Genomic DNA, 25,710 nt, shown 5'->3' on the forward strand with positions numbered 1-25,710 from the left:
GATAGTTTTTTTCAAATAAACAAAAAAAATCCTGTGCCTGCCTAAGCAAACACAGGGTAATATAACTTAAAGGCTCAGGAAAATCAGTTACCCGGCCGTGGTCTTGCACCATTACCTTGTACTTTCGGGCCATCGTGCGGGGGTTCTTTCATCTCGTTGTGGCAAGATATACAACCCATTACCACCGGCTGGCGGAAGGTCTTCAGGCTGGCCAGTATCTCACGGTTCAGGCGGTTGGTCATGTCAAACATTTCGCGGGTCTGATTAAAATGGCGTGGTTTTTCAGAGGCAAAGTCGTTCAGGTCATGGCAAAACTTGCAGGTAACACCCAAAGCATGGCCCCAGCTGTTCATGATACTTAGTACCTGCTCGGCCGATTTCCCTTTCAGCACCTTGATATTTTTAAAAACCGAGTCTGCCGCAACATTTTCTTTGCCACGGATAGAATCTTTGTAGGCTTTCAGGTATTTCTCGCGATCGGCCATCAATGTATCTTTCCATACAATGGCTTCGCTGTCTTTTTTTGAGGTGGTACCAATGGTAACAAAAGACGAAATGCCGATAATGATAAACAAGACAGGAACAAGCAACTTCATAGGCTTATAAGAGTTTAGAGTCGTAAAGATTAAAAAACGGCGGAATTTAAATAAAAACGGGAACTTATCAGGTGCCCGCCAGATTAAAATTTCTTTTTAAGGTAAGCTAAAGACATGCCATAGGCTTCTTTGGCAAGGGCCTCGTCATACTTGGGGTTACTTGGGTTGGCAAATCCGTGCACGCCGTTAAAGATTTTGTAAGTAAGGGTTTTACCGGCGGTTTTCATGTTGGCAGCAAACTCTTCAATTACTTCTTTAGAGATACGGGTTTCGGTAGCAAACAAACCCATTACATCGCTGTTCAGGGTTTTCAGTTTTTCTACGTCTCTTACAGGCATGCCGTAATACATTACAGAGCCCACCGTTTGCTTACCGCCCAAAAGTGCCGACTGCAACGACAAACTACCTCCAAAACACCAGCCAACATTGGCAATTTTTGCATTTTTGCCAGCAAACGCTATCCCACCTTTCATGATGGCTTCCAGACGTGCCTCGTTGGTTTCAGACATAAACTTGCCCGCCTCTTGTGGGTTGGCAGTAACTTTGCCATCGTACATATCCAATGCCAATACGTTTACGTCTTCGCCCAGGTCTTTGTAGTAGGTGTCTGACTGGCGCTTGATGTAGTCGTTCAGGCCCCACCACTCCTGATACACCAGCAACCATTTGTTGCTTTTGCCTTTAGCTTTAATTAAATAGCCACGGGCTTCTTTGCCATCAGGTGTCTGGAAGGTAATATCAGTACCGGTTGCCTGATAATTAATAGCCAGTGGTGCAGGATGCAAAGCCTGAAAGGCGGGGTCGAGCGCAAATTGTTTCATGCCATTTTCCGGGGCGGTATGGCATATTGTAATTTCTGAAGCAGGTGTGGTTTTTTCGGTATTTCCGAAAAAGAACAAACCCCACACACCCAATAGAAACGCGTGCAATACAATGAAAGATTTAATCATGGTCAGAATAAAGTTTAGATTGATTTGATAACAGAACAGTTATTGAGCTTTTTTGTTAATTGTTTTTTGTCGTTGCCGGCAAATACAATTGCCAATATACATAATCGGCGATGTAAAACTAAAATGTGTAGATTAATTATGTGTTATTACATATAAATTGGCTAAAAAAATAGCCCCGCCATTGGCAGGGCCTTTCTTATTCTTTTATTCTAAGCAAAATTAAACCTTAAACATCTGCCGATACCTCGTTATCATCCTCTCATTTTGGCGTTCAAACCCACAAATAGAAGTACCAGCACACAAAAATAAAAAATTACTTAATGCGAAACAAGTAAAAGTAGCGAAATTTCGCTATAATACATTTCACTTAATACCCGGTCTGTTTCGCTAATCCGCCAGGCACATAAGCAACCGCCCCGCATCATTACAATTGTCTAAAAAATGAAGCCTCTTACCCCTTTAGCAGAAGATTTTTGAACCGGTATAGATAAAATTTTCTAAATTGTGCGTTACTTACCATAAATTTGCGGATTAATTAAACTTGATTCATCAACTGACAACACATCTAAACTCTAAACTTAATGAACGATAAAACTTTATTCGGGCACCCCCGCGGTTTGTTTGTATTATTCTTTACCGAAATGTGGGAGCGTTTTTCTTATTACGGGATGCGCGCCATTCTTCTACTTTTTTTATTAGACAAAACCAGCGGCGGCCTGGGCCTGAACGAGGGCGAAGGCGGCGCCACTTATGGCTTATACACTTTTTCGGTTTATTTACTTTCATTACCCGGCGGGTGGCTGGCAGATAACGTGCTGGGCCAGCGCAAAGCAATATGGTATGGTGGCATAACCATTATGCTGGGGCATATTGTATTGGCGTTCCCGTCTTCACAAGCCGTGTTTTTTTTAGGTCTGGCTCTGGTTGCCATTGGCACCGGGCTTTTAAAACCCAATATCAGTTCTATTGTTAGTGAACTTTACCCCGAAGGTGGCGCCGTGAGAGATGCCGCCTTTTCTATTTTCTATATGGGTATTAACCTGGGGTCTTTTCTGGGCATTACCATCGTTGGGTATCTCGGACAAAAAGTTGGCTGGCATTATGGTTTTGGAGCAGCAGCGGTAGCCATGTTTCTGGGCTTGATTAACTACCGCGTTTTTGCTACCAGATACCTGCAAGACAAAGGGTTGTATCCGAAAGTTGCCAAAACCACTACCGAAACCGGAGCCCCGGTTAAACTACAACCCCTTAGCTGGATTCTACTGGCAGCTCTGGTAATATTTATTATAGCCATGCAGCTAAACGGTACCTTTGCCTGGGATAGCAAAAAGGGCGTTGCCACCTCAATGGGTGTAATATGCGTGGCTGTTGTACTGGTTTACTTTGCAAATCTGCTGTTTGCGTCAGGCCTCTCAAAAATAGAAATGAAAAGAGTGGTTATTCTGTTTATTCTTTTCTGGGGAGCAGTTTTATTCTGGGCAGGTTTTGAGCAACAAGGCTCATCATTACAGATTTTTGCCGACCGTTACTCCGAATTACCATTCGGTATGCCATCCAGTTGGTTTCAGAACTTCAACGCTTTCTTTATACTGCTTTTTGCACCAATGGTAGGCGGTATCTGGGTTTTTCTTGAAAAACGCAAAGCCAACCCGCCGTTGCTGGTTAAATTTGCCATTGCGCTATTTCTGGTGGCAGTAGGTTACTATGTAATGGTTATAGGCGCCAAAGTTGCCGTTCAGGGCCTGAAAGCCTCTGCCTTTGTGCTTACTTTTACCTATGTGTTTCACACCATTGGCGAGCTTTGCCTCAGCCCCGTTGGCTTAAGTGCATACACCAAGCTGGCTCCAAAACAGTATTTAAGCCAGCTGATGGGCATCTGGTTTGTAGCCACTGCCTTAGGAAATTTATTTGCAGGCTTGTTTGCAGGTGGCTTTGACGAAGAAAACGTACAGCAAATGCCGCAGATGTTCATGAGCATCGTGTGGTTCTGTTTGATTGTTGGCGGTATCATTCTGGTATTACAAAAGCCATTGAAAAACTGGACAGGCGGCATAAAATAAAAAGTCTTTGCATTTTCCAATAAATCCCTTTTTTTTGCATTGATTCTATAAGAACGACAATCGTTTCCGGAGTAGAATCCTGAATGCAAACCTATACAAATGGCAAAATTTAGTACAAGTTCACGTGCAGATATTTTCACGCATATTGGTATCATCATTGCAATTTGTCTGATACTTTTCTTTAGTTTTTTCTTTCTGTATCTGCCCTGGAGCACCAACCACGGGCAGTCTATTACCGTACCAGAACTGAAAGGAATGAGCCTGGAAGAAATGGAGAAATCGCTTGATGACCGTGACCTGGAATACGAAGTAAGCGACTGTACTTTTGTGGCAGGAGCCAAACCGCTGACTATTTTGACGCAGTTTCCAAAGGCGGGTTCAAGCGTAAAAGAAGGCCGTAAAATATACCTTACCATTGTGTCAGAAACGGCGCCAATGGTTAAAATACCAGATATCATCAACAGGTCTTTATCAAGTGCTAAAAACCAGTTGCTGAGCAATGGGCTGATAGCCGGAAACCCTGAATACATACCCGCGCTGGAAGGCAATTCGGTACTGAAAATAAAAGTAAACGGCAGAGAAGTAAAACCTGGCGATGCCGTACCTAAAGGCTCTAAGGTAGTACTGGTGGTAGGCGATGGCCTGGGCGACCAGATGGTTGAAGTACCCAATCTGATAGGTATGCTGGCAGACGAAGCTGAAATTTTGGTTTCGGGCCAGAATCTGAACATAACCATTCATTATGTTGGCCCGGTTGATGGCACGCCAGATGGCACCATTGTGAAACAGCGGCCCGCCTCTGAAGGAAATAAAATCCGTATAGGTGATGTAATAGACGTAGAAGTAGCCGGAATGGACCCTAATTCGGTAATACCAAATTAAGCGAACCATTCTTGCCCGTAAATACAAAGCAGATCTGTACGCATTGCAGGTCTGCTTTTTTATTCGTAAAAGGCTAAACTACCTTATTTATAACTGCATTAAGCCTGTTTTTTTTCAAATTTCTTACCAGATAGAATTTAATTGTAGCAATTGTAGTTTTGCATTTAGCAACAATCCTTATTTTTGTAAAATCCGAAATAAAGAAATACCAATGGACAAGAATTATGACATTACCGCCGGGCAACTGAAAGAGCTGCTTGAAGGTGGCCAAGCCATCAACCTGATTGATGTTCGTGAAGATTATGAATACGAAGACGATAACCTGGGTGGCCAACTGATTCCGCTGGGTGAAATACCCGATAGAATTGCAGAACTGGAAGCCCTGAAAGGCCAGCCGATTTATCTGCAATGCCGCAGCGGCGCCCGCAGTGGCAAGGCTAAAGCGTTTCTGATTGCGCAAGGCTTTGAAGACGTTCACAATGTTATTGGTGGCATTATGGCCTACCGCCAGCTAGAGAACTAAGCTTATGCTATCTGATTTCGGCATAATTCTACTGGCATTTATATTTGCGGCACTGGCAGTAATGCTGGTTTTTGGCATTTCAAGGTTGCTTCGACCCAAAAGACCAACTGTTGAGAAACTGATGACCTACGAGTCAGGCGAAGACCCTATTGGCAATGCCAATATCCGCTTCAATGTTAGATACTACGTAGTGGCTTTGATTTTCATTTTGTTCGATGTTGAATTGGTTTTCCTGTTTCCATGGGCTACAGTTTTTGGTAATAAAGAACTGATTGAACAGACAAACGGACAGTGGGGATGGTTTACTTTAGCTGAAATGGTTATTTTCATTGCAGTACTTGCTTTGGGGCTTGCTTATGTTTGGGCAAAAGGCCATCTGGAATGGGTACGCCCTGAGATGAAAGAACCCAGAATAGACAGCAAGGTACCAATGAGCATGTACGAAAACGTGAATAAAAAGTACGAAGAAAAATGAATTTCGAATCGCTTGAAAAAGACGTGCATATTAAAACCGGCGAGAGTGAAGTAATACTTACGTCGATTGATGAACTGGCCAACTGGGCAAGGGCCAATTCAATATGGCCTATGGGTTTTGGCCTGGCCTGTTGTGCCATTGAAATGATGGCCACCTATGCCTCAAGCTATGATCTGGAGCGATTCGGGGTTTTTCCCCGTAACTCTCCCCGTCAGTCAGACCTCATGATTATTTCAGGAACGGTAACCTTCAAAATGGCCGACCGCATCAGCCGTTTGTATGAACAAATGCCCGACCCTAAATATGTAATATCAATGGGTAGCTGCTCTAATTGCGGTGGTCCGTATTGGGAACACGGGTATCATGTAGTGAAGGGCGTTGACAGAGTTATACCGGTAGATGTGTACGTACCCGGCTGCCCACCCAGGCCAGAAGCCCTGATTGGTGGAATACTGAAACTGCAGGAGAAAATAAAGGGGCAGTCGCTGGCAGAATTGAAAAACTAAAAACAAAACACAATAGAGACCAGACGTGATGCGTGATTTTCATGCATCCCGTTTTTTTTGTTTTAGGGCGCACCTAAAACTTTAAGTAAAGAAAAAGTGTATATTGCACACGTATTATAAATACCTTTGAATCAACCGATTTTTAATGAGAACTATTATTTATTTCATTACATCTATTTCTTTTTTAGTACTGACCGCATGTACCAGAAGTGGCACCAAAGCATTAGAGCAGGGCAATTATTATGAGGCTGTGTTTCAGGCAACAGAAAAATTATCAAAAGATACAGATAACAAAAAAGCTTCTGCTGTATTGCCGGAAGCCTACAAGCATGCGCAACAAGAATTTTTAAGAGATATAGAACGCACCAAAGCTGCCAACCAGCAGTTCAGGTGGGAAGTGGTGCTCAATTACTACATCAGGCTTAATGACATGCAACGCGCCATAGACCGCTGCACCGCATGCCGCAGACTGGTGAATCCGCAAAGTTATTTCAGCGAGGAACAAAGCGCCCGTGAAAAAGCCGCAGCAGAACGCTATGCCCTTGCAACAGATTTATTAAACAGCCGCCCAATGAGCCGCGAAGCAGCCAGAGCTGCTTACAATCATCTGGAACGCATTACCACTTATGCGCCCAACTATAAAGATGCAGGGCAACGCATGGACGACGCCCTGAATGCCGCCTCTTACCATATAGTGCTGGAGCAACCGAAAATCAACTCACGCCTGTTTCAGTACAGCAATGAGTATTTTCAGGACAAAATTGAGGAATTTGTAAGAACCAACAGACGCATGAACCGCTTTGTGCAGTTTTACTCGCCTGATGAAGCCACCAAAATGCAACTCAAACCAGACCAGGTAGTTAGGCTTGAAATTGTAGATTTTGTAGTTGGCGAAACCAACCTGACCAACGACCGTGCCACCGTTACCAGCAAAGACAGCGTAAAAACCGGTGAAGCTACCATTAACGGCAAGAAAGTACCGGTTTACGGCAAAGTAACGGCACAACTTACGCGCTCTCGAAAGGTGGTGCGCTCAAGAGGTTTACTGGCTTTAGAAATTTTCGATTTTCAGACCAACAAAGTATTGTTACGAGAGGAGATTCCGGGAGAATATAACTGGGTAAATGAATGGGCGACCTTTAATGGAGATGAGCGCGCCCTGACACCCGCCGAAAGGGCGTTGGCTGAACGCCGCGAGTTGATGCCGCCGCCACCCCAACAATTGTTTATTGAGTTTACCAAACCCATTTATGACCAGGTAACCGGTAGAATCAGAAGATTTTATGATAGATATTAATACACAGCAGGTGCATAACTGTGGTGTATTCCATTAAAATTTCAGTATTCATCTTAACGCTCAAAAACTATGTTTACCCGTCGAGACGCAATCAAATCTTTAGCTGTAGGTGGAGCGGCCACCTTGTTTTCGCCGCATACTTTGCTGGCCGGTACGGCTCCTAAAAAAGACAAACTGGGCATTGCCCTGGTGGGGCTGGGTTATTATAGCACCGACCTGCTGGCACCGGCTTTACAGATAACCGAAAAATGTTATCTGGCCGGAATCGTAACCGGAACCCCTGCCAAAGCAGAACAATGGAAAAAGAAATATAACATACCTGATAAAAACATTTATAATTATCAGAACTTCGATTCAATAGCCAATAACCCGGATATTGACGTGGTTTATGTGGTACTGCCCCCTAGTATGCACCGCGAATACGTAGTACGGGCGGCCAAAGCGGGTAAACACGTGTTTTGCGAAAAACCCATGGCAACCAGTGTTGCCGACTGCAAAGCAATGATAAAAGCCTGCCAGGATAATAAAGTGAGCCTGGCTATAGGTTACCGCTGCCAGCATGACCCCAACACCCAGGAGTTTATGCGCATTGGCCGTGAAAAAATATATGGTAAGCCACGCATGATTGCCTGCGGCGCAGGCTATGTAGACGGCCGTACTACCCATTGGAAACAACAGAAAGCCCTGGGTGGCGGCTGTATGCCTGATATGGGCGTTTATGCCTTGCAAGGTGCCAGACTTGCAACCGGCGAAGAACCCATCAGTGTTTCGGCGCAGGCTATTGTGCATAGGCCTGAAATCTACAAAGAGGTTGAAGAAACCATGCTGTTTCAATTGCAGTTTCCGAGTGGAGCCGTTGCAGCCTGCCATACCAGCTTTGGTATTCAGATGAACTACCTGCAGGTAAATTATGACAAGGGCTGGTTGAAAATGGAGCCTTTCTCTGCCTATAATGGTAATAAAGGCAGCCATTCGGGCGGAGTAATAGATTACCCCATCAAAAGCCAGCAGGCCAAACAGTTAGATGAAGATTGCCTTGCCTTAATGAATGGTACAAAACTGATTGCCCCCGGCGAAGAAGGGTTGAGAGATATAATTGTAGTTGAAGCAATTTATAAAGCAGCGCAATCTGGCGGAACAGTCAAGATTACAGACTGACAATAAATATTTTATTTTTTAAAGCCACCTCTGCCGGGGTGGCTTTTTTGTTGGTCAAAAAATTCAATTTTCAATTTTTGCAACATTGTTACATATTTAGCTTAATCTAAATATATATTTAGCAATATTTTGAAATTTAATTTTATAGTTCTAATTTTGAATTGTGGAATTTTAAAATTTTTGATTAGAACAATATGAGGATTTTATATATACTTATTTTTTATTCACTTTTTTGCTGGATTACACCTGTTATGGCAGGCGAAATAAGAGGTACTGTGGTATCTAAAGACAAGCCTGTGAGTTTTGCCAGCATAACCATAGCCCGTACAACCGTAGGCGCCCAGGCCAATGAAGATGGCAAATTTGTAATATTGAATGCCCCAATGGGCAAACAAACGCTGCTGGTATCAAGTGTTGGATATAAAACAAAGACACTGACCGTTAATGTACCTGCCGATAAAGCCGTGAATCTGCTAATTGAAATTGAAGAAGAAAACGCACAACTGAATGAAGTAGTAGTAACCGGAACCATGAAAGAAACCGGCATAAATGATTCTCCGGCACCGATACAGATACTGAATCCTACGTTTTTCAGAAAAAACCCTACACCTAGTCTATTTGAATCACTTTCGATGGTCAATGGGGTTCGTCCGCAACTGAATTGTAATGTTTGCAACACCGGCGACATCCATATCAATGGCATGGAAGGCCCCTATACAATGGTGCTGATAGATGGCATGCCCATTGTTTCGGCCTTGTCAACAGTTTATGGGCTCAGTGGTATCCCCAATTCCATTGTTGAGCGCATTGAGGTAATGAAAGGCCCCGCCTCTACCATTTATGGTTCTGAGGCAGTCGGCGGGTTGATTAATGTTATAACCAAAAATCCGACAAAGGCACCTAAACTGAGTTTCGACTGGAACACGACCAGTTACCTGGAAAACAATTTCGATGCCGGAATCAAGGCAAAAGTCGGCAATGCCACAACGCTGTTTTCCGGCAACTATTTTGTATTTGGCAACAGAGTAGATATCAATCAGGATAATTTTACCGATGTTACGCTCCAGAACAGAGTATCGTTATTCAACAAGTGGTCATTTCAAAGACCGCAAAACAGGGCTTTTAATCTGGCTGCCCGCTATGTGTATGAAGACCGATTTGGAGGAGAAATGCAGTGGCAGAGAATAAACAGAGGCGGCAGTGAAGTTTACGGCGAGTCTATCTTTACTAAACGCTGGGAGCTGCTGGGTAATTATCAGCTGCCGTTCGACAAAGAAAAAGTTACGCTTAATTTCTCCATCAATCAGCACGACCAGAACTCGGTATATGGAACAACCGCCTATGTAGCCGTGCAAAAAATAGCTTTCGGGCAATTGCTTTGGGACAAAAAACTGCACAAAAACCATGACGCACTGTTCGGAGCAACGCTCCGAAATACGTTTTATGATGACAACACCGTAATTACCCAGACACCCGGCATTGGCAATGCGCCAGATAAAATATGGCTGCCGGGTATATTTGTGCAAGACGAAATTACGGCTGGCGCCAAAAACAAAATGCTGGTTGGCCTGCGCTACGACTATAACTCAAAACATGGCGGTATTTTCTCACCCCGTTTCAACTGGAAGTTCACGCCCGACAAAGACAATATTTTCAGATTAAGCCTTGGTAATGGCTACCGCGTGGTAAATCTCTTTTCAGAAGACCACGCCGCTCTGACAGGCTCGCGTAAAGTAGTGATAAAAAATGAACTGAAACCTGAACGCTCTTTCAATGCTAACCTCGACTACCATAAATTCTTTGCCTTAAGTAACGGCTATGGCAACATTCAGTTCAATACCTTCTATACCTATTTTGCCAATAAAATCATTGCCGATTACGACCAGGACCCGGAGTTGGTAGTGTACGACAACCTGAAAGGGCATGGTATTTCTAAAGGAATAGCACTGAATGGCGAATTAGCCTTTACCTCAGGCATTAAAGCATTTATTGGCGCAACGCTGATGGATGTGTACCGGATTGAAAAAGACGGCACTAAAATCAATCAGATTCAGACGCCCAACTTTACCGGCAATTATTCATTAAGCTATGCCTTTGAAAAAGCACAGCTAACAATAGATTTAACCGGCAATCTTTACAGCCCTATGCGTCTGCCGGTGGTTCGGGAATACGGCGACACCCGCCCGGAATACTCCCCCTGGTTCGGGCTGCATAACATACAACTGACCAAACGCCTGAAAAAAGGTTTACAACTTTACGGGGGTTTAAAAAACTTCACCAATTTTATACCTCAGCACCCGATTTTCAGAGCTGATGCTCCTTTCAGCGAACAGTTTGACCCCAGCTATAACTATGCCCCGATGCAACGTATCAGAGGGTTTATAGGTGCCAGGCTCAACGTCTTCTAAACCCACCGGAACAGAAATATTATTTTAATGGCGCTTACTGATTTTCTGAATAAAAGATGAGAACTTTGCCCAAAATTCACTCATCAGTATCTATGAAAAAATCATTGGTTATGGCAGGCATTGTCTTGTCGCAATTTGGTGTAAATGCACAAAGTATTTCAGCTTACAAGCCAGACCACACCAAACCCAAAACAATAGCAGGTATGAAACTCATCTGGCATGATGAGTTCAACAGCAATGGCAAGCCAGACCCCAATTACTGGCAATACGAAAAAGGGTTTGTGAGGAATCAGGAAACACAATGGTACCAGCCAGACAACGCCACAATAAAAAATGGGGTGCTGCTAATTGAAGGCCGCAAAGAGGCTGTCAAAAACCCGAACTATGAGTCAGGCAGCACTGATTGGCGAAAAAACAGAGCCTACTCTGAATATACCTCTGCCAGTATCCAGACCCGTGGCTTGAAACAATGGCAATTTGGAAGAGTTGAAGTGAGAGCACGTATAGACTCCGCTTTGGGTTCATGGCCTGCCATCTGGACCCTGGGCATCAGCAAACCCTGGCCATCAAACGGTGAAGTTGACCTGATGGAGTTTTATAGGGTAAAAGGAATACCAACCATACTGGCCAATGTAGCCTGGGGAACCGACAAACCTTATGTGGCCAAATGGGATGAAGAGAAAATACCGCTGGCGAAATTCACCGCCAGAGATAAAGACTGGGTGAAGAAATTTCATATCTGGCGCATGGATTGGGACAAAGACGCCATCCGCCTGTATCTGGATGACGAGCTGCTCAACACCACACTGCTTACCGAAACAATTAATGCCGACGGCAGCAACGGCTTTTTGCAAGAACATTACCTGTTGCTTAACCTGGCACTGGGCGGCAATGGCGGCAAACCCCAAAAAGACCTGATTACCTACGAAGTAGACTACGTAAGGATATACCAAAAGGGCGACTAACTCGCCCTTTTGCTTTTATACTCTGTAGCTCCGGTGGGCGTCCAGCTTTAAGAAGATAAATAAAAGAATGGTAAACGACCAAAGCGACGACCCCCCATAGCTTAAGAAAGGCAACGGAATACCAATAACGGGCATCAGGCCGATGGTCATACCGATATTAACCAGCAAGTGAAAAAACAGAATTGAGGCCACGCAGTAGCCGTAAATCCTGGCAAATTTGCTTCGTTGCTTTTCAGCCAGATTAATAATACGGTTAAGCAATGCTGCAAAAATCAGTATTACAATTAAACTACCCAGAAAGCCCCACTCCTCGCCTACGGTACAGAAAATAAAGTCAGTTGACTGCTCAGGTACAAAATCAAACTTGGTTTGAGTACCCTGTAAATACCCTTTGCCAATTAACCCACCAGAACTGATGGCAATTCTTGATTGTGTAACGTTCCAGCCATCACCCAACGGATCCGAGTCCGGGTTCACCAATATCTGAATACGCTTTTGCTGATGTGGTTTCAACACCTTGGTTATAAAGAAATCGGTACTGAATACAAATATTGAGCCTATGGCAAACACGGCCACAAGCCTGAAGATATTCTGGGTGGTGCGTTCGTAGCGTTTCAGGAAAAAATACCAGAATAACCCACAAAGCACCGCAATACCCAGTATGATGTATAATTTAGAGAAAAACAGTGTAAGCACAAACAAAATTGCCAGCGATATACCCAATGCCGGATAGATACCCGGTAGGCCTTCGCGATAAAAAACAGCTATAAAAGCAGCAAAAGTAAGCGCCGAGCCGGTTTCCTTTTGTAAAATAATAATTACAGGCGGCAGCAGCACTATTACGGCAGCCACCAGGGCATCTTTAAAACGGGTGATGTTCACGTTCTGGGTACTCAGAAACCGAGATAAAGCCAAGGCCGTAATAACTTTGGATATTTCGGCGGGTTGAAGCGAAAAGGTGCCTATTTTAATCCAGGATTTAGAACCCTTAATTTCAGTGGCCAGAAATATGGTGGCAATGAGTACAAGAATAATAAACCCATAAAATATGTAGGCGAAGGAGTCATAGAATTTATAATCTATAAACAATACAATAAGAATCAGAAAAAATGATGTACCAATAAATATCAGCTGCCTGCCAGCATTGTGTGATAAAGAAATAATTTCAATAGGGTTTTCAGGGTTATATACCGCTGCGTAGATGTTCAGCCAGCCAAAAAAAACCAGGGCTATATAAAGCCAGATGGTTGTCCAGTCAATTCCTTCTCTGATGTCAATGTCACGTGCCATGTTTTCTAATTATGCTTAGCTGATTATTTATTAGGTGCTGTAAAATTTCTTAGTAATTATTTTAATGCTTGGGCTGCGCTGCCAATGCCAACGCATGGCTATTTGTTTTTGTCGGTACACCGGCCTGCTTCCTGGCAGCCATGGCCTCAACTGTTTTTATTGACAGGTTAACCATCCTTTCTTTTAGTTCCTGACGTTCCACTTTCCTTTTCAGGTATTTCTCAATCAGCAACGTGGCAATCGGCGCAGCAACAGAGCCTCCGGCACCGGCATTCTGCACCATTACCGCAATGGCAATTTTAGGATTCTCTCTTGGTGCAAACGCTATAAAAACCGAATTATCCTTCCCTTTCTTATTCTGAGAAGTACCTGTTTTGCCGCAAATAGCTATGCCCTGCACAATTCCTGCTCCACCAGATACCGTTCCGCGCTCTACAGCATCCTGCATACCCCCAATAATGGCTTCAAAGTGCTTCGGGTCAATATCTGTTTTATGCACCTCTTTCAGTGCCGTATTCACCCCTTTAGCCTGCTGCCCTACTCCATTTACAAGGTGTGGGGTTATCCAATAGCCCCGGTTCGCAATTGTGGCTGCTAAGTTAGCCATTTTCAGCATATTTACAGATACTTCTCCTTCACCTATGCTTAAAGAGTAAATATTTGAGAATTTCCACTGATGCGCACCATAGCGTTTGTCATAATATTTTATACCCGGCAGCAAACCGCTTGATTCGGTTGGCAGGTCTATGCCCAGTTTGCTTCCGTAACCGAATCTGGCCACCATTTGTTGCCATTTACTAAGCATTACCGGCGCTTCTCTGAAAGGGTTGGTCTCGGTACCCATGGCCATGGTCTTGCGGAATACATGATAAAAGTAAGGATTACATGAAAACCGGACAGCATTGTGCAAGTCGTTGGGTGAACCGGCATGCGGATGGCATTTTACCGGCGCGCCACCTAGCGGAAAGGCGGTTGACGGACTGATGGCTCCCATTTGCAGGGCTACCAGTGCCTGCACAAGCTTAAACGTAGAGCCGGGTCTGAAAAAACCGGTTGCCACACGGTCGTTCAGTGGTTTGTCCGGATTCCTGTATAATTCTTTAAAATTTCTGGCAAACTGTTTTCCAGACAGTATGTTGGGGTCGTAGTAAGGGTAAGAACCCATAGCCAGAATCTCGCCTGTTGATGGCTCAATGGCAACGGCGCAGCCGGTTTTACCATTAAAAAGGCTATCGGCCAGTTGCTGTACCTCTATATCAATAGACGTGTATAAATTTTTACCAATTACAGCCAGTGTATCATACTTGCCATCAGCATAAGAGCCTTTAAATTCTCCTTTTACGTTCATCATCGTAAATTTTACACCTCGCCTTCCTCTCAATTCCATTTCATATTGTTTTTCAAGGCCGGTTATGCCCACATAGTCTCCACGCCTGTAATACTCCACTTCCTGATTCTCATAAGCCTTTTTACTTATTTCGCCAATATACCCTAAGGCATTGGCCATCGTATGCGCCGGATAGGTTCGAAAAAAAGACAACTCAAACGAAAACCCCGGAAAATTAAGCATGGCATCAGACACCCTCGCGTAATCTTCTTTAGACAATTGCCGTAGAAACAACGACGCCCTGTTGCGCGAATATGACCGGGCCGCTGCCATGGTGCTGTCTATGTAGTTTTTGGTTATACCCAGCAAAGCACAAAACATAGAAGTATCCAGTTTTTTTACTTTGCCCGGCACCACATACATATCGTAGACGTCTTCATTAGCCACCAGCAAATTACCGTTACGGTCATAGATCTGTCCGCGAACAGGCACCTGCCATTCTTTTCTGATGGCATTTGTTGACCCTACCGAATGGTAGGTTTTGTCTATCACCTGCAGATATAACAACCTTGACAGGTAAACAGCACAAATAGCAAAGAAAACGCCTAGGATTACCTGCTTGCGGTCCTGAAACATAAAAAAAACTTACAAAAAAAGGAATTGGGAAAAAGTGAAAGGATAACCACACGGGGGCGTAGTTTTCGTTTAACAAAGTTCATGAAAAAACAACATAAAAACATATTTTGAAGCCAGAAAAAGTAAATTTTCTTTCAGAAATTTATTAAATACCAACCGATTGGAATATTTCATGGATTTATGCGATTTTTGTATTGATTACTTAACGGGTATTAAATTTATGACATATACCATTCATGATCTGGACAGCACTGCCGACACTATTATTGGCAAGGCAAACGGAAGGACTATCTGGATATTTGAAGGCGAAATGGGCGCCGGTAAAACCACACTCATTAAGGCTATAGGAGGCAGAATGGGCATTACAGGGGCTGTACAAAGCCCTACTTTCTCCATTGTAAATGAATACCTCACTGCCACAGGTAACACCGTTTACCACTTTGATTTCTACCGACTTAAGCGGGAATCGGAAGCGCTTGATTTCGGGGTGGAAGAATATTTCGATTCGGGCAATATATGCCTGCTTGAATGGGCCGAAAAAGTAGAATCTCTTCTGCCTGAAAATTGTTATACAATACGGCTATCGGTTATTGATGAAAAAAGCCGAAATTTGTGGTTGAATTAATACAACGTAGCAAACTAAATAATAACTAACCTATGACAGGCCAATCTGTTTCTGAACTAGCAAGGCAATCGGTGCTTTACACGCAGGAGTCGCCCGAGATGATAAAAAAGGGAGATAAAAGCCTATTTATTGGCCTGCCAAGGGAGACATCGCTGCAGGAAAGCCGCATTGCCCTTACCCCTGATGCCGTAAGCCTGCTTGTAAGAAATGGCCATGAGGTAATTCTGGAAAGTGGCGCTGGCGATGCCGCCAAGTTTACCGACAACGAGTACAGCGAAGCCGGAGCCAGAATTGTCTACTCGCAGGCGGAAGTTTTTGAGGCCAATATTATACTTAAAATAGAGCCGCTTACCGAAAAAGAAACCGAGTATCTGAAAACAGACCAGACGGTGATATCGGCATTGAATGTACCCAATCTTGACAGGAAATATTTTGAACGACTGAATGAGAAAAAAATAACCGGTATTGCTTTTGAGCTAATTCAGGACAAAGTTGGCGGCTTGCCCATTATAAGGGCCATGAGCGAAATTGCCGGAAACACAGTAATGTTGGTTGCGGCAGAATTGTTAAGCAGCGTACACAACGGAAGAGGGATTATTCTGGGTGGTATTACCGGCGTGCCGCCTACCAAGGTGGTTATACTCGGGGCAGGCACCGTTGGCGAATATGCCGCACGTGCCGCTTATGCACTTGGGGCAGAAATAAAGGTTTTCGACCAGCACATTTACAGGCTGCAAAGAATAAAATATACCATTGGGCAACAGATTTACACTTCTATTATTGATTCTGAAACACTGGGTGCCGAATTGTCGGGCGCTGACGTGGTAATTGGCGCCATGCGCGCCGAAGACGGCATAGCTCCGGTAGTTGTAACAGAAGAAATGGTTTCGGCCATGAAGAAAAACTCTATTATTATTGATGTATCTATTGACCAGGGCGGTTGTTTTGAAACCTCAGAAATGACAACTCACAAGCAGCCTACATTCCAGAAATACGGTGTAACCCATTATTGTGTACCCAACATTGCATCTCGTGTGGCGCATACGGCCAGCATTGCCCTGAGCAATGTTTTTACACCTTTTTTACTTAAAACAGGCAAAGTAGGCGGCATTGAAGAAATGATTTTTGCCAAACAATGGTTTACCAAAGGGGTATATAGCTACAAAGGCAGCCTTACCAACCTTCCGCTGGCGCAAAGGTTTAACCTGCGCTATAAAGACCTTGGCCTGCTAATTGCGGCCAGAATGTAAAAGATTGTCGGTAAAGGCAATTTTATTTATCAGTGCAATCGTTCAATCAATCAGTAAAAAAAAGACATGATTAACCATTCAAACGAAAATACAATACTTGACGACGCTAATTCGCCCGAATTAGACAAAAAAATAATGGGTAAGATTTCAGAAGATTTTATCATTGTGGCCGATCACCTGAAAGAAGCATCTTATCAGATTCGTAAACGTGGGTTTTCTGAACACCCAGTTTTTGTAGTAACCCGCACACCTGTTGAAGTAGGTCAGTTACTTTTCGGCCGGGGAGACTTCAAGACCAAGTTTGATTACAAAGCCTCATTTCTTGATGAATTTGTGCAACGCAATCTAATTGGTGAAGAGTCGGTAGAGTTGTTTAAAGAAAACTATAAAAACCCTGAGGAATACTGTTGCCTTTTTGTGATTGAAAACGAATTTGCCGGTTTTGTTTTTGTGCCATTTCCGGAAGACTGATTGTCTTTGGAATCAGAACACGATATTGTCAATCAGCCTTACTCCATCCAGAAAAGCCGCCACGCAAATGGCAGTTTTTCCTGGTTCACCGGCCTGGCTTATTGGTTCAAGTGTATCAAAATCAGCAATTTCAAAATACTCAGGCTCAATGGCCGGTATAGTTTTAAAAAAAGTGTCAATGGTGCACTGAGTTTCTGACGAAGATGCGCCTTCTTGAAGTTTTTCTTTAGCTAACTGCAAGGCCTTGTAAATGTTGGGTGCTAATTGACGGCCTTCGGCTGACAGCCGTCTGTTTCTGGATGACATAGCCAGACCGTCTGCCTCACGAAGTGTTGCACAGGGAACAATCTCGAGGTCGAAACTCAAATCTGCTACCATTCTTCTGATAACCGCTACTTGTTGCAGGTCTTTCAGCCCGAAATAGGCTTTATCTGGCTTTACGATATTAAAAAGTTTGGAAACCACTATTCCTACGCCATTAAAATGACCGGGACGGAATTTGCCTTCCATTACTGTTTCCAGAATACCAAAGTCAAACTTCATCAGAGGTAAGGCCGGATACATTTCATCGGCCGATGGGGCAAATACAACATCGCATTCTGCTGCCTCAAGCATCTCATTATCTGCCTCAAGTGTGCGCGGATATTTCTTAAGGTCGTCGGCATTATTAAATTGTGTGGGGTTCACAAAAATACTACAGACCGTCAGGTTGTTTTCTTGTTTCGAAGCCTCAATCAAAGAGATATGACCTGCATGAAGCGCCCCCATGGTAGGCACAAAGCCAATTGTTTTACCAGCTTTTTGCTGATTTTTTAAGAAAGACTGTATGGCTGATATAGAAGAAAAGACAATCATTTGCTGAATAAATTTGGTGGTTGCCCATACCCGGCAGATATTAACACCGCAAATTTAACAAATAATGCTTATTTCTTAACCAGTTTTCTGAGGAGGTCGGTGGTGATAGGCTTAGATATATAACCAATAATGATTGGATATTGCTTGGCTTTTTCTTTATCGAAAGGATTAGTAGACGACGACAAAATAACTACTTTCGTATCCGGGAACCTGGGGTATAGCTCCGCCACAAATTCATCAAGATACTCCCAACCGCTCATAACAGGCATATTTACATCAAGAAAGACCAGGCTCGGGTAGTCTGATGTGTCTTCTTCGGGCTTATCAAGCAGCGTTTTATAGTAGTCAAGAGCTTCTTTACCACTTAATGCTGTAATCACCTCTTTCGTAAAAGCTGATTTTTCAGTCACCATTTTAATGAGCATCAATGTGGTCATGTCATCATCAATGCAAAGTAGCTTGTTTATCATACCTAACTTTAAATTTTAAAATAAACATGGTACCGCAATCAATTTTGCTTTCAACATCAATAGCGCCACCCAATGCTTCAAGTTGTGATTTAACCAGGTACAAACCCATGCCTTTACTATCGGGCCGGTCATGAAACCGCTGGTACAAACCAAACATTTTTTCACGGTGTCGCTTCATGTCAATACCAATTCCATTGTCTTCGAAAGTCAAAATAACAAAATCTCCTTCATATTTTGTCTTAATGTTTATTTTTACTTTTCGGGAGTATGACCGATATCTGATTGCATTGGTGGTCAGATTCATCAAAATGCTTTCAAGGTAAGTATCGTTGAACACCACTGCGGGTGCCATGCTGAAGTCAGTAGTAATTTCTGCTTCTGATTCTTCCACCTGATAATTCAGTTGTGTTAATACCTTTTTCATAATCTTATCGAACCGCACATGGCCAATCTCGATTGAACCGTTGTCTCTGATAACCAGAATATCAATAAGATCGCTGATGGTATCATTCAGCAAATGTGTTGAAACCCTGAAACCCTGAATAATCTGTAACAATACAGGGTTATCGATAGACATTTCGTCAACAATATTAAGAAATCCGATAAGATTTGACAAAGGTGCCTTAAAATTATGAGAAGTTATATATGAAAAGTGTTTTAAATCTTCATTGCTTTGGTTCAATTCCTTTATTAACTGCTCTTTTTCAAGCTCCCGCTGTTTTCTATCGGTTATGTCTCGCTGTATAGAAATCCAGTGGGTAAACCTTCCGCCGGGGTCTGCCACCGGTGCCACAGATACATTCATCCAGAAATCTTCACCGTTTTTTCTTTGGTTTTTCAGCTCAACCTCACAGTGTTCACATTTAATAAATGCCTCTTCCAATTTGCTTAACTCTGCTACGCTTGGGCTCTGCCTCAAAAAAGCCAGCAGGGGTTGACCAATCAGTTCGCCGGGTGTGTGGCCTGTCATCAGAGCGCAGGCATCGTTTACATATATTATAATTGGGTTGGCGCTGTCGTTACCAATTGTATTGGCAATGAGAACCGCATCTTTTGTGTTTGTAATAACAGACTCCAATTGCCTCAACCGGTTTTCTTCTTCTTTCTGGCGGGTTATATCCTGCATAGCGCCAATGATTCTTACAGGGTTCTTCTCTTCGTCTAACATAATAAAACCGCGGTCATATACATATTTATATGAGCCGTCGGCACAGCGGAAACGGTACTCTAACTTTATGTTTGATTGTTTTTTTTCAAATACATTATTAAGAAAATCATATACTTTCTTCTTGTCTTCCTGGTGTACGGTTTGTTCCCACCACAGGCGGGCATCATTTACCTGAACATATTCTGGCGGGTATCCAAAAACCTTGTTAATCCCTTTGTTATAGGTGATGCGGTTTCTGGTAAGGTCCATATCCCAGATGGTATCGCTGGTGGCTTTCATCACAATATCATATCTCTCTTTAGACCTCCTCAGCTTTTCACCGGCCTCGCGGTTGTCGAGCAAAATACCTACAAGGTTGGCTGCTCTCTCAATGAATTTAACTTCGTGGTCTTTCGGAGACTTTGGGGTAGTATAGTAAGTAGCAAAACTGCCTGACACCACCCCATTGCTTTTTTTACATGGCACCGACCAGCACGCTTTAAAGTTAAATGCAGCAGCCAGCACCCGAAAATCTTCCCAAAGTACATCGGTTTCAATATCTGTAACAATTACTTTTTCGCCGCGCCACATGGCAGTACCGCACGAGCCTGTACGTGGCCCGATGGCCAGCCCGTCTATCGCCTTTGAGAATTCTGCAGGAACAGAGCTACCCGCAACTTTGTTGATTCTGTTTTCTTCGTCCAGCATTACTACAGAGCAAATGGCACCGGTAATAAGACGCTCAATCTCAACAGTCAGTTTTTCAAGAATGCGCTCAAATGGCACGTCTCCGGTGGCATTAATCTCAAAAATTTCCCGCTCTATTTCCAGCATGGTTTCGTGGTACTTTCTGCTGGTTATATCTTGTTTGGCACCGTATATACGTATGGGTTGGTCTTGCTCGTAAATAACAAATGCCCTCTCTAATACATACACGTAGTCGCCGTCGGCACGTTGAAAACGATACTCAACAGCAAACTGCTCATTTTTTCCGGTTAAAGCCACCTCAATTTCCTTCTTCACTCGGCAGGCATCATCAGGATGTATGTGGTCTTCCCAGAAATTGGCTTCCAGGTAATCATTTACTACCGGATACCCGAATAACTTCAGGTAGCCGTCGCCCGAAACAAAAGTACGTTTCACCCGTAAATCATAATCCCAGATGGCATCGCTTGTTGCCTGAGCCACAGCCGCATAACGCTCGTTAGACTCGCGAAGCATTCGCTCATATTCCAGTCTTTTTCCTACGTCTCTCGAATTGGAAACAATTCCTCGCACCGTGTGGTCTTTCAGCAGATTAGTAATGGTGGTTTCCATCCAGACCCAGCTACCATTGGTATGCATAACCCGGTAAGGCGCAATTGTAATGCTGCCTTGCAGCCTAAGCCCCTTAGCTGCGGCTGAAACCCTGGGGGCATCATCAGGATGTATAAAGCTGAAGGCATTCTGGTGTATTAAGGTATCAGGTGAATAGCCCAGTATAGATTCATGATTAGGGCTTACGTACTGAAAAGTAAAGTCGTTGTCAATAATTGTCATCAGGTCGGCACCTTCCTGTACCAATGCCCTGAAACGTTGTTCGCTGATACGCAGTGCGTTTTCGGCTTTCAGCTTTTCTGTTATGTCTGTCGACAACACTAATCTTGCTTTTCTGCCCGAGAAATCAATCATGTTACCTGCAATTTCAACATGAATAATCTCTCCGTTCTTTTTCAGGTGTCGGGTAATCCGCTTAAGCCGCTTCCCTTCATTCTTAAAGTCGTTTATGAGCGCAATTACTTCTGGTATGTTTACTTTAGGGCGGATGTCAAGAATATTCATTTTCAGAAACTCTTCTTTAGAATACCCGTAATAATCAATGGCCGCCTGGTTTACATCCAGAAACTGAAATGAATTAATTTCATATACCCACATAGGTACCGGGTTCAGATGAAACAATTCTTTGTAACGTTTTTCTGACTCCCTGAGTGAGATGAGATTTTTTTTGCGTTCAAGGCTGTAAAGAATGCTTTTGTAAAGAAGCGAAGCGCTCAGTTCGGGTCTGAATAGAAAATCGGCGGCACCCATAGAAAGGCTTCTGATACTAAAGTTTTTATCGACCGAATCGCTGATAATGATAACGGGCAGGTCCATAGACGAGCTCAGGGCCTCTTGCAGCCTTTCTTCAGCATTATAGCAATTGGCATCTACAACAAACAGAATAATATCAAAGGGTTTGCTTGCCAGCAGCTGAACTTTCATTTCAGCCAGGCTTCTGACATAAAAGACCTGATTATTAAGTACGCCGTCAGAAAGATATTTTTCTACACGGAAAACGTCATCCGGGTTATCCTCAACAACCAGAATGTTAAACTGTTTGGTAAAAACGGACATTAGTAATCATTTTGGGCTGAGATAGGGCAACATGTAACCGATCAAATTCTGGGTAGAATTCGGTTAAGCATGATGTCTTTACCTGTAGTTTAAATATTCTTAACTCAAGTTTAGCAATTAATAATCTTTAACAGTTTATAGTTTTATCGCTTAAGAATAAGCAAGCAGAAACGGAAGAAGTTGAAAAACTCTCCGGTTGAACCCTTATTCACTCAAAGCCAGCAATCAGGCTAAACTAAAAAACCGGGCAGCTTACCAGCGCCTGGTGTTTCAGCATACAAAAGTAATGAAATAAAATCTTATTTTAATACAAAATTATTCAGTAACTGCAAATCATCAGTACCGATAAAGTCAACACCTAGTTTTTTTAATGTCTCAAACGTCAGCAATGTATTGGCAGTACCCCATAACCTTACCCTTTTTCCTCTCGCATGGTTAAACATCACAAACTCACTTATTTTCTGGTAGGTTTCTTCGGGCATCTCCTGCTTACCGGGCCAGTACTTGCCAAAATCTGTAAAGCTGGCGCTCACCATGTCTACACGTTTGTAGGCTTTATCAGAATAAACCGTTGTTTTCCGGCCGTCAAAGTAAAAAAGTTTGTCGTACTGCTCAAATTCTTCCGGCTTGGGCATGTCGCCACTTATGGTAATCTGTACGTGTTTCAGTTCTTTTCTATGTGGTTTCAGCAGTTTTTCCAGTTCTGCCATTATCAACCTGCCATCTTTTTTCAGATCCAGCAGCAGATAAAGCTTTTTCTTATCCGGGTAGGCATAGCCTTTGTTGGCTTTTATCCGTGCTAGAAGGGGCTCCAGATACAAAGCTTTGAAAGTGCGGTCTTCTGCAATGTTTTTCCAGTCATGGGCCACATACAGGTCTCCGTCTTTCAGATACAAATCGGCCTCAATTGAGTCAAACCCCAGGTCATAGGCATCATAAAACGGTCTTGCATGTTCGTAATCGTTATGCGAGTGCATGAGCTGTCCGAAAGCCTGATTAGCCATAAGCAACATACTAATGATGGCGAGTCTGATATTTTTTTTCATAAGTTACTAACCAGTTATATAATTTATTTGCGTCTTCTTTTTTAAACAGTTGGGTGCCATCGTTCATAGTAGCCGCCGACCCACAGGCTACACCCCAGAGCAGCATTTCTATCACACTTTTACCCTCAGACAAAGCCCATACCATACCCCCAACCATGCTGTCGCCGGCACCTACGGTACTTCTTTTCTGAACAGACGGCGCAGGCACGTGCCTGCAGGTATCAGCAGTAACCAGAATAGCACCCTGCGGCCCCAGCGACACCACCACAATTTCACATTTCCCTTTGGCTATAATTTCGGTAGCTGCGTCATCTACTTCATTAATTTCCAGTTTATCAGTTTTTACAAGCCTGGCAAGCTCGCTCAGGTTCGGTTTTAACAGATAAACGCCTTCTTCAATGGCTTTTTCTAAAGGTATGCCAGACGTATCTGCTACCAGCCTTGAGTTGGTTTTTTTAGCAATAGCTGCTACTTTTTCGTAGAAATCGTTATCAACCCCTGCCGGAAGGCTGCCGCTGGCCACCAGATAATCGGGTTTCAGTGCCTCAATGGCTTTTAATAAAGCCGCCGTTTCGGCTTCTGTAACCATTGGAGCAGGCATACCAAATCTATATTGGGCATTGGTGTTGGTATCTACTGCAATAAAATTTTCACGGGTTTCGCTGGCGGTTTTTACAATATGGCAATCAATACCTTCGTGCTTTATCAATTCCTGCAGCATATCGCCTGAGGCCCCGCCCGCCGTAAAAACGGCCAGGCTATTGCCCCCCAGCCGGTTAATGGCCTTTGACACATTAATACCTCCGCCGCCTGCGTCATACTGTGGCGCGTCACATCTTATTTTTTGCTCGGCCACCAGGCCGGCAAATTTGGTGCTTTTGTCAACAGCAGGGCTGGCTGTAAGGGTAACAATTTTGTGTTGGTTCATATTCATCTGTTTTACGGATTTAATCATTTCTTATTGTTTGGGGTGCGAATCCTCCCGGGGGTGATAACTCCGGAGGGTTTCCTGCAAAAACGCTCTGTCGAGGTGTGTATATATCTCGGTGGTAGTAATTGACTCATGCCCCAGCATTTCCTGCACGGCGCGGAGGTCTGCCCCGCCCTCAATGAGATGCGTAGCAAAAGAATGCCTGAAAGTATGTGGCGAAATACTTTTATGAATACCTGCACGTTCGGCCAGTTCTTTTATTATCAGAAAAATCATTACCCGAGTTAAAGGCCGTCCCCGCCGATTTAGAAAAACCACATCCTGTGCGTCAGGCTTGATATCCAGATGATTCCTTACCGTTTCAAGATAAATATTGGTAAACTTAACGGCGTCTCGCCCAATGGGTACCAGTCTCATTTTATTGCCCTTACCAATTACACGCACAAAACCAATATCAAAGTAACAATTGGTTAGTTTCAAATCAACCAGTTCAGACACCCTCACGCCGCAACTATATAGCACTTCCAGAATTGCCCTGTTTCGGGTGCCTTCATTCGTAGACATATCAATTATGCCCAGCATTTGCTCAATTTCAGGAAACGACAGCGTGTCTGGAAGTTTCCTGCCGGTTTTAGGGCCTTCAATTAACTGGGTGGGGTCTGTTTTGATGAGGTTTTCAAGCGCCAGATATTTGTAGAAAGATTTGATACCAGATAAAATGCGCGCCTGAGAAGTGGCCGTAAGCCCGAATTGATTGATGTAGGCCAGAAAATCAGAAATATCCTGATCGTTGATTTGCTCCGGACCCGGATTATGGTCGGTCATGGCGGCAAACTGGCTTAGTTTTTCAACATCTCTTAAGTAGGCTTCAATGGAGTTTTCGGACATAGACCGCTCCAGCCGAAGGTAATTCTTAAAATGTTGAATATAGATGGGCCAATTCAAAACCGTAATTTTTATACAGTAAACACGAATGGTTTTCGTAACTTGCCATAAAAATACTCAATCATCTATTCAATTGTTTTTCTGATGAAGAAAATAATTATAATTAACGGACCCAACCTGAATCTGCTTGGTAAAAGAGAGCCACATATTTATGGAAGCCAGACTTTTGAGGATTATCTAGCCGAACTAAAGCAGTTATTTCCTGATATTGAACTTCATTATTATCAGTCTAACCACGAAGGCAGCATTATTGACAAAATTCATGAAGCCGGCTATGGTCAGGTAGCATTTGATGGCCTCATTATCAATGCAGGCGCTTACACGCATACATCAGTTGCCATTGCCGACGCCCTATCGGCCATTAAAACCCCGGCAGTAGAGGTGCACATCTCTAATATACATGCCCGCGAGGCATTTAGGCATCATTCTTACCTTACCAGCCGATGCAAAGGCATGATTTGCGGCCTGGGCTTGAAAGGTTACGAAATGGCCATACGGTATTTTATAGTGTAGCCTGCCAAAAA

The 25,710-nt window shown here is 43.5% G+C and carries 23 protein-coding genes; 13 read left to right on the forward strand and 10 right to left on the reverse strand.

All coding sequences use genetic code 11. The features are described 5' to 3' along the window. Nucleotides 1–83 precede the first annotated feature (83 nt). Entirely contained in the window at nucleotides 84–596 is a 513-nt protein-coding gene (locus MB380_RS16415; RefSeq protein ID WP_253527753.1) for a photosynthetic reaction center cytochrome c subunit family protein, read from the reverse strand. An 83-nt stretch (nucleotides 597–679) separates the two neighbouring features. Next, nucleotides 680–1,546, reverse strand: a complete 867-nt coding sequence (locus tag MB380_RS16420; RefSeq protein WP_253527788.1) for a dienelactone hydrolase family protein — start codon at nucleotides 1,544–1,546, stop codon at nucleotides 680–682. Nucleotides 1,547–2,127: 581 nt separating this feature from the next. Between MB380_RS16420 and MB380_RS16425 the strand changes: the two genes are divergently transcribed. The 9 genes from MB380_RS16425 to MB380_RS16465 all read left to right on the forward strand — a co-directional run bounded on the left by MB380_RS16425 (nucleotide 2,128) and on the right by MB380_RS16465 (nucleotide 11,820). Continuing rightward, a complete protein-coding gene (locus tag MB380_RS16425; RefSeq protein ID WP_253527791.1) occupies nucleotides 2,128–3,606 on the forward strand; it encodes a peptide MFS transporter in 1,479 nt (492 codons plus the stop codon). Nucleotides 3,607–3,705: 99 nt separating this feature from the next. After that, nucleotides 3,706–4,488: a PASTA domain-containing protein gene (locus MB380_RS16430; protein ID WP_253527806.1), complete on the forward strand. Its 783-nt coding sequence runs from the start codon at nucleotides 3,706–3,708 to the stop codon at nucleotides 4,486–4,488. A 211-nt stretch (nucleotides 4,489–4,699) separates the two neighbouring features. Then, nucleotides 4,700–5,011, forward strand: coding sequence for a rhodanese-like domain-containing protein (locus MB380_RS16435; protein WP_101725847.1), 312 nt, complete (start codon nucleotides 4,700–4,702; stop codon nucleotides 5,009–5,011). Nucleotides 5,012–5,015: 4 nt separating this feature from the next. Next, on the forward strand, nucleotides 5,016–5,486 hold the full coding sequence (locus MB380_RS16440; RefSeq protein ID WP_253527833.1) for an NADH-quinone oxidoreductase subunit A: 471 nt from the start codon (nucleotides 5,016–5,018) through the stop codon (nucleotides 5,484–5,486). Continuing rightward, nucleotides 5,483–5,992 (forward strand): NADH-quinone oxidoreductase subunit B, encoded by a 510-nt coding sequence (locus tag MB380_RS16445; protein ID WP_101725849.1) that lies wholly within the window; start codon nucleotides 5,483–5,485, stop codon nucleotides 5,990–5,992. Before MB380_RS16440 ends, MB380_RS16445 begins: the two co-directional genes overlap by 4 nt. Nucleotides 5,993–6,137: 145 nt before the next feature. Beyond that, nucleotides 6,138–7,289: a hypothetical protein gene (locus tag MB380_RS16450; protein ID WP_253527850.1), complete on the forward strand. Its 1,152-nt coding sequence runs from the start codon at nucleotides 6,138–6,140 to the stop codon at nucleotides 7,287–7,289. Nucleotides 7,290–7,358: 69 nt separating this feature from the next. Then, the gene (locus MB380_RS16455) at nucleotides 7,359–8,447 is read left to right on the forward strand and encodes a Gfo/Idh/MocA family protein (protein WP_253527853.1); all 1,089 of its coding nucleotides are present in this window, start codon (nucleotides 7,359–7,361) and stop codon (nucleotides 8,445–8,447) included. A 251-nt stretch (nucleotides 8,448–8,698) separates the two neighbouring features. Further along, on the forward strand, nucleotides 8,699–10,855 hold the full coding sequence (locus tag MB380_RS16460; protein ID WP_253527856.1) for a TonB-dependent receptor: 2,157 nt from the start codon (nucleotides 8,699–8,701) through the stop codon (nucleotides 10,853–10,855). Between the two features lie 92 nt (nucleotides 10,856–10,947). Next, nucleotides 10,948–11,820 carry a family 16 glycosylhydrolase gene (locus MB380_RS16465; protein WP_253527859.1) on the forward strand — a complete coding sequence of 291 codons (873 nt, stop codon included), beginning with the start codon at nucleotides 10,948–10,950 and terminating at the stop codon, nucleotides 11,818–11,820. 15 nt (nucleotides 11,821–11,835) lie between these two features. Here the strand turns inward: MB380_RS16465 and rodA are convergent, their stop codons facing one another. Both rodA and MB380_RS16475 read right to left on the reverse strand, forming a co-directional pair. Then, the gene (rodA, locus tag MB380_RS16470) at nucleotides 11,836–13,110 is read right to left on the reverse strand and encodes a rod shape-determining protein RodA (RefSeq protein WP_253527876.1); all 1,275 of its coding nucleotides are present in this window, start codon (nucleotides 13,108–13,110) and stop codon (nucleotides 11,836–11,838) included. A 61-nt stretch (nucleotides 13,111–13,171) separates the two neighbouring features. After that, nucleotides 13,172–15,073, reverse strand: a complete 1,902-nt coding sequence (locus MB380_RS16475; RefSeq protein ID WP_253527879.1) for a penicillin-binding transpeptidase domain-containing protein — start codon at nucleotides 15,071–15,073, stop codon at nucleotides 13,172–13,174. 220 nt (nucleotides 15,074–15,293) lie between these two features. On the opposite strand from MB380_RS16475, the gene tsaE reads away from it, so the two are divergent. From tsaE to MB380_RS16490, 3 genes are all read left to right on the forward strand, one after another. Continuing rightward, on the forward strand, nucleotides 15,294–15,698 hold the full coding sequence (tsaE, locus tag MB380_RS16480) for a tRNA (adenosine(37)-N6)-threonylcarbamoyltransferase complex ATPase subunit type 1 TsaE (protein ID WP_253527910.1): 405 nt from the start codon (nucleotides 15,294–15,296) through the stop codon (nucleotides 15,696–15,698). 32 nt (nucleotides 15,699–15,730) lie between these two features. Continuing rightward, the gene (locus tag MB380_RS16485) at nucleotides 15,731–16,948 is read left to right on the forward strand and encodes an alanine dehydrogenase (protein WP_101725855.1); all 1,218 of its coding nucleotides are present in this window, start codon (nucleotides 15,731–15,733) and stop codon (nucleotides 16,946–16,948) included. Nucleotides 16,949–17,014: 66 nt separating this feature from the next. Then, complete coding sequence (locus tag MB380_RS16490; protein WP_253527913.1) at nucleotides 17,015–17,419, forward strand: hypothetical protein; 405 nt, start codon at nucleotides 17,015–17,017, stop codon at nucleotides 17,417–17,419. A gap of 12 nt (nucleotides 17,420–17,431) precedes the next feature. On the opposite strand, the gene panC is transcribed toward MB380_RS16490, so the two are convergent. The 6 genes from panC to xerD form a co-directional block, all read right to left on the reverse strand. Beyond that, nucleotides 17,432–18,274, reverse strand: a complete 843-nt coding sequence (gene panC / locus MB380_RS16495) for a pantoate--beta-alanine ligase (protein ID WP_253527916.1) — start codon at nucleotides 18,272–18,274, stop codon at nucleotides 17,432–17,434. Nucleotides 18,275–18,342: 68 nt separating this feature from the next. Further along, nucleotides 18,343–18,744: a response regulator gene (locus MB380_RS16500; RefSeq protein WP_253527919.1), complete on the reverse strand. Its 402-nt coding sequence runs from the start codon at nucleotides 18,742–18,744 to the stop codon at nucleotides 18,343–18,345. Next, nucleotides 18,719–22,264, reverse strand: a complete 3,546-nt coding sequence (locus MB380_RS16505; protein ID WP_253527922.1) for a PAS domain S-box protein — start codon at nucleotides 22,262–22,264, stop codon at nucleotides 18,719–18,721. The genes MB380_RS16500 and MB380_RS16505 overlap by 26 nt, the downstream gene beginning before the upstream one ends. A gap of 299 nt (nucleotides 22,265–22,563) precedes the next feature. Beyond that, nucleotides 22,564–23,310, reverse strand: a complete 747-nt coding sequence (locus MB380_RS16510) for an alkaline phosphatase (RefSeq protein ID WP_253527925.1) — start codon at nucleotides 23,308–23,310, stop codon at nucleotides 22,564–22,566. Further along, nucleotides 23,279–24,238, reverse strand: a complete 960-nt coding sequence (locus MB380_RS16515; RefSeq protein WP_253527942.1) for a 1-phosphofructokinase family hexose kinase — start codon at nucleotides 24,236–24,238, stop codon at nucleotides 23,279–23,281. The genes MB380_RS16510 and MB380_RS16515 overlap by 32 nt, the downstream gene beginning before the upstream one ends. Nucleotides 24,239–24,268: 30 nt before the next feature. Further along, on the reverse strand, nucleotides 24,269–25,186 hold the full coding sequence (xerD, locus tag MB380_RS16520; protein ID WP_256503991.1) for a site-specific tyrosine recombinase XerD: 918 nt from the start codon (nucleotides 25,184–25,186) through the stop codon (nucleotides 24,269–24,271). A gap of 84 nt (nucleotides 25,187–25,270) precedes the next feature. Here xerD and aroQ point away from each other — a divergent pair, with 84 nt between their 5' ends. Then, entirely contained in the window at nucleotides 25,271–25,699 is a 429-nt protein-coding gene (aroQ, locus tag MB380_RS16525) for a type II 3-dehydroquinate dehydratase (protein WP_253527960.1), read from the forward strand. Nucleotides 25,700–25,710: the final 11 nt, after the last annotated feature.

It is taken from the genome of Emticicia sp. 21SJ11W-3, from assembly GCF_024138715.1.
Taxonomy (GTDB): Bacteria; Bacteroidota; Bacteroidia; order Cytophagales; family Spirosomataceae; genus Emticicia; species Emticicia fluvialis.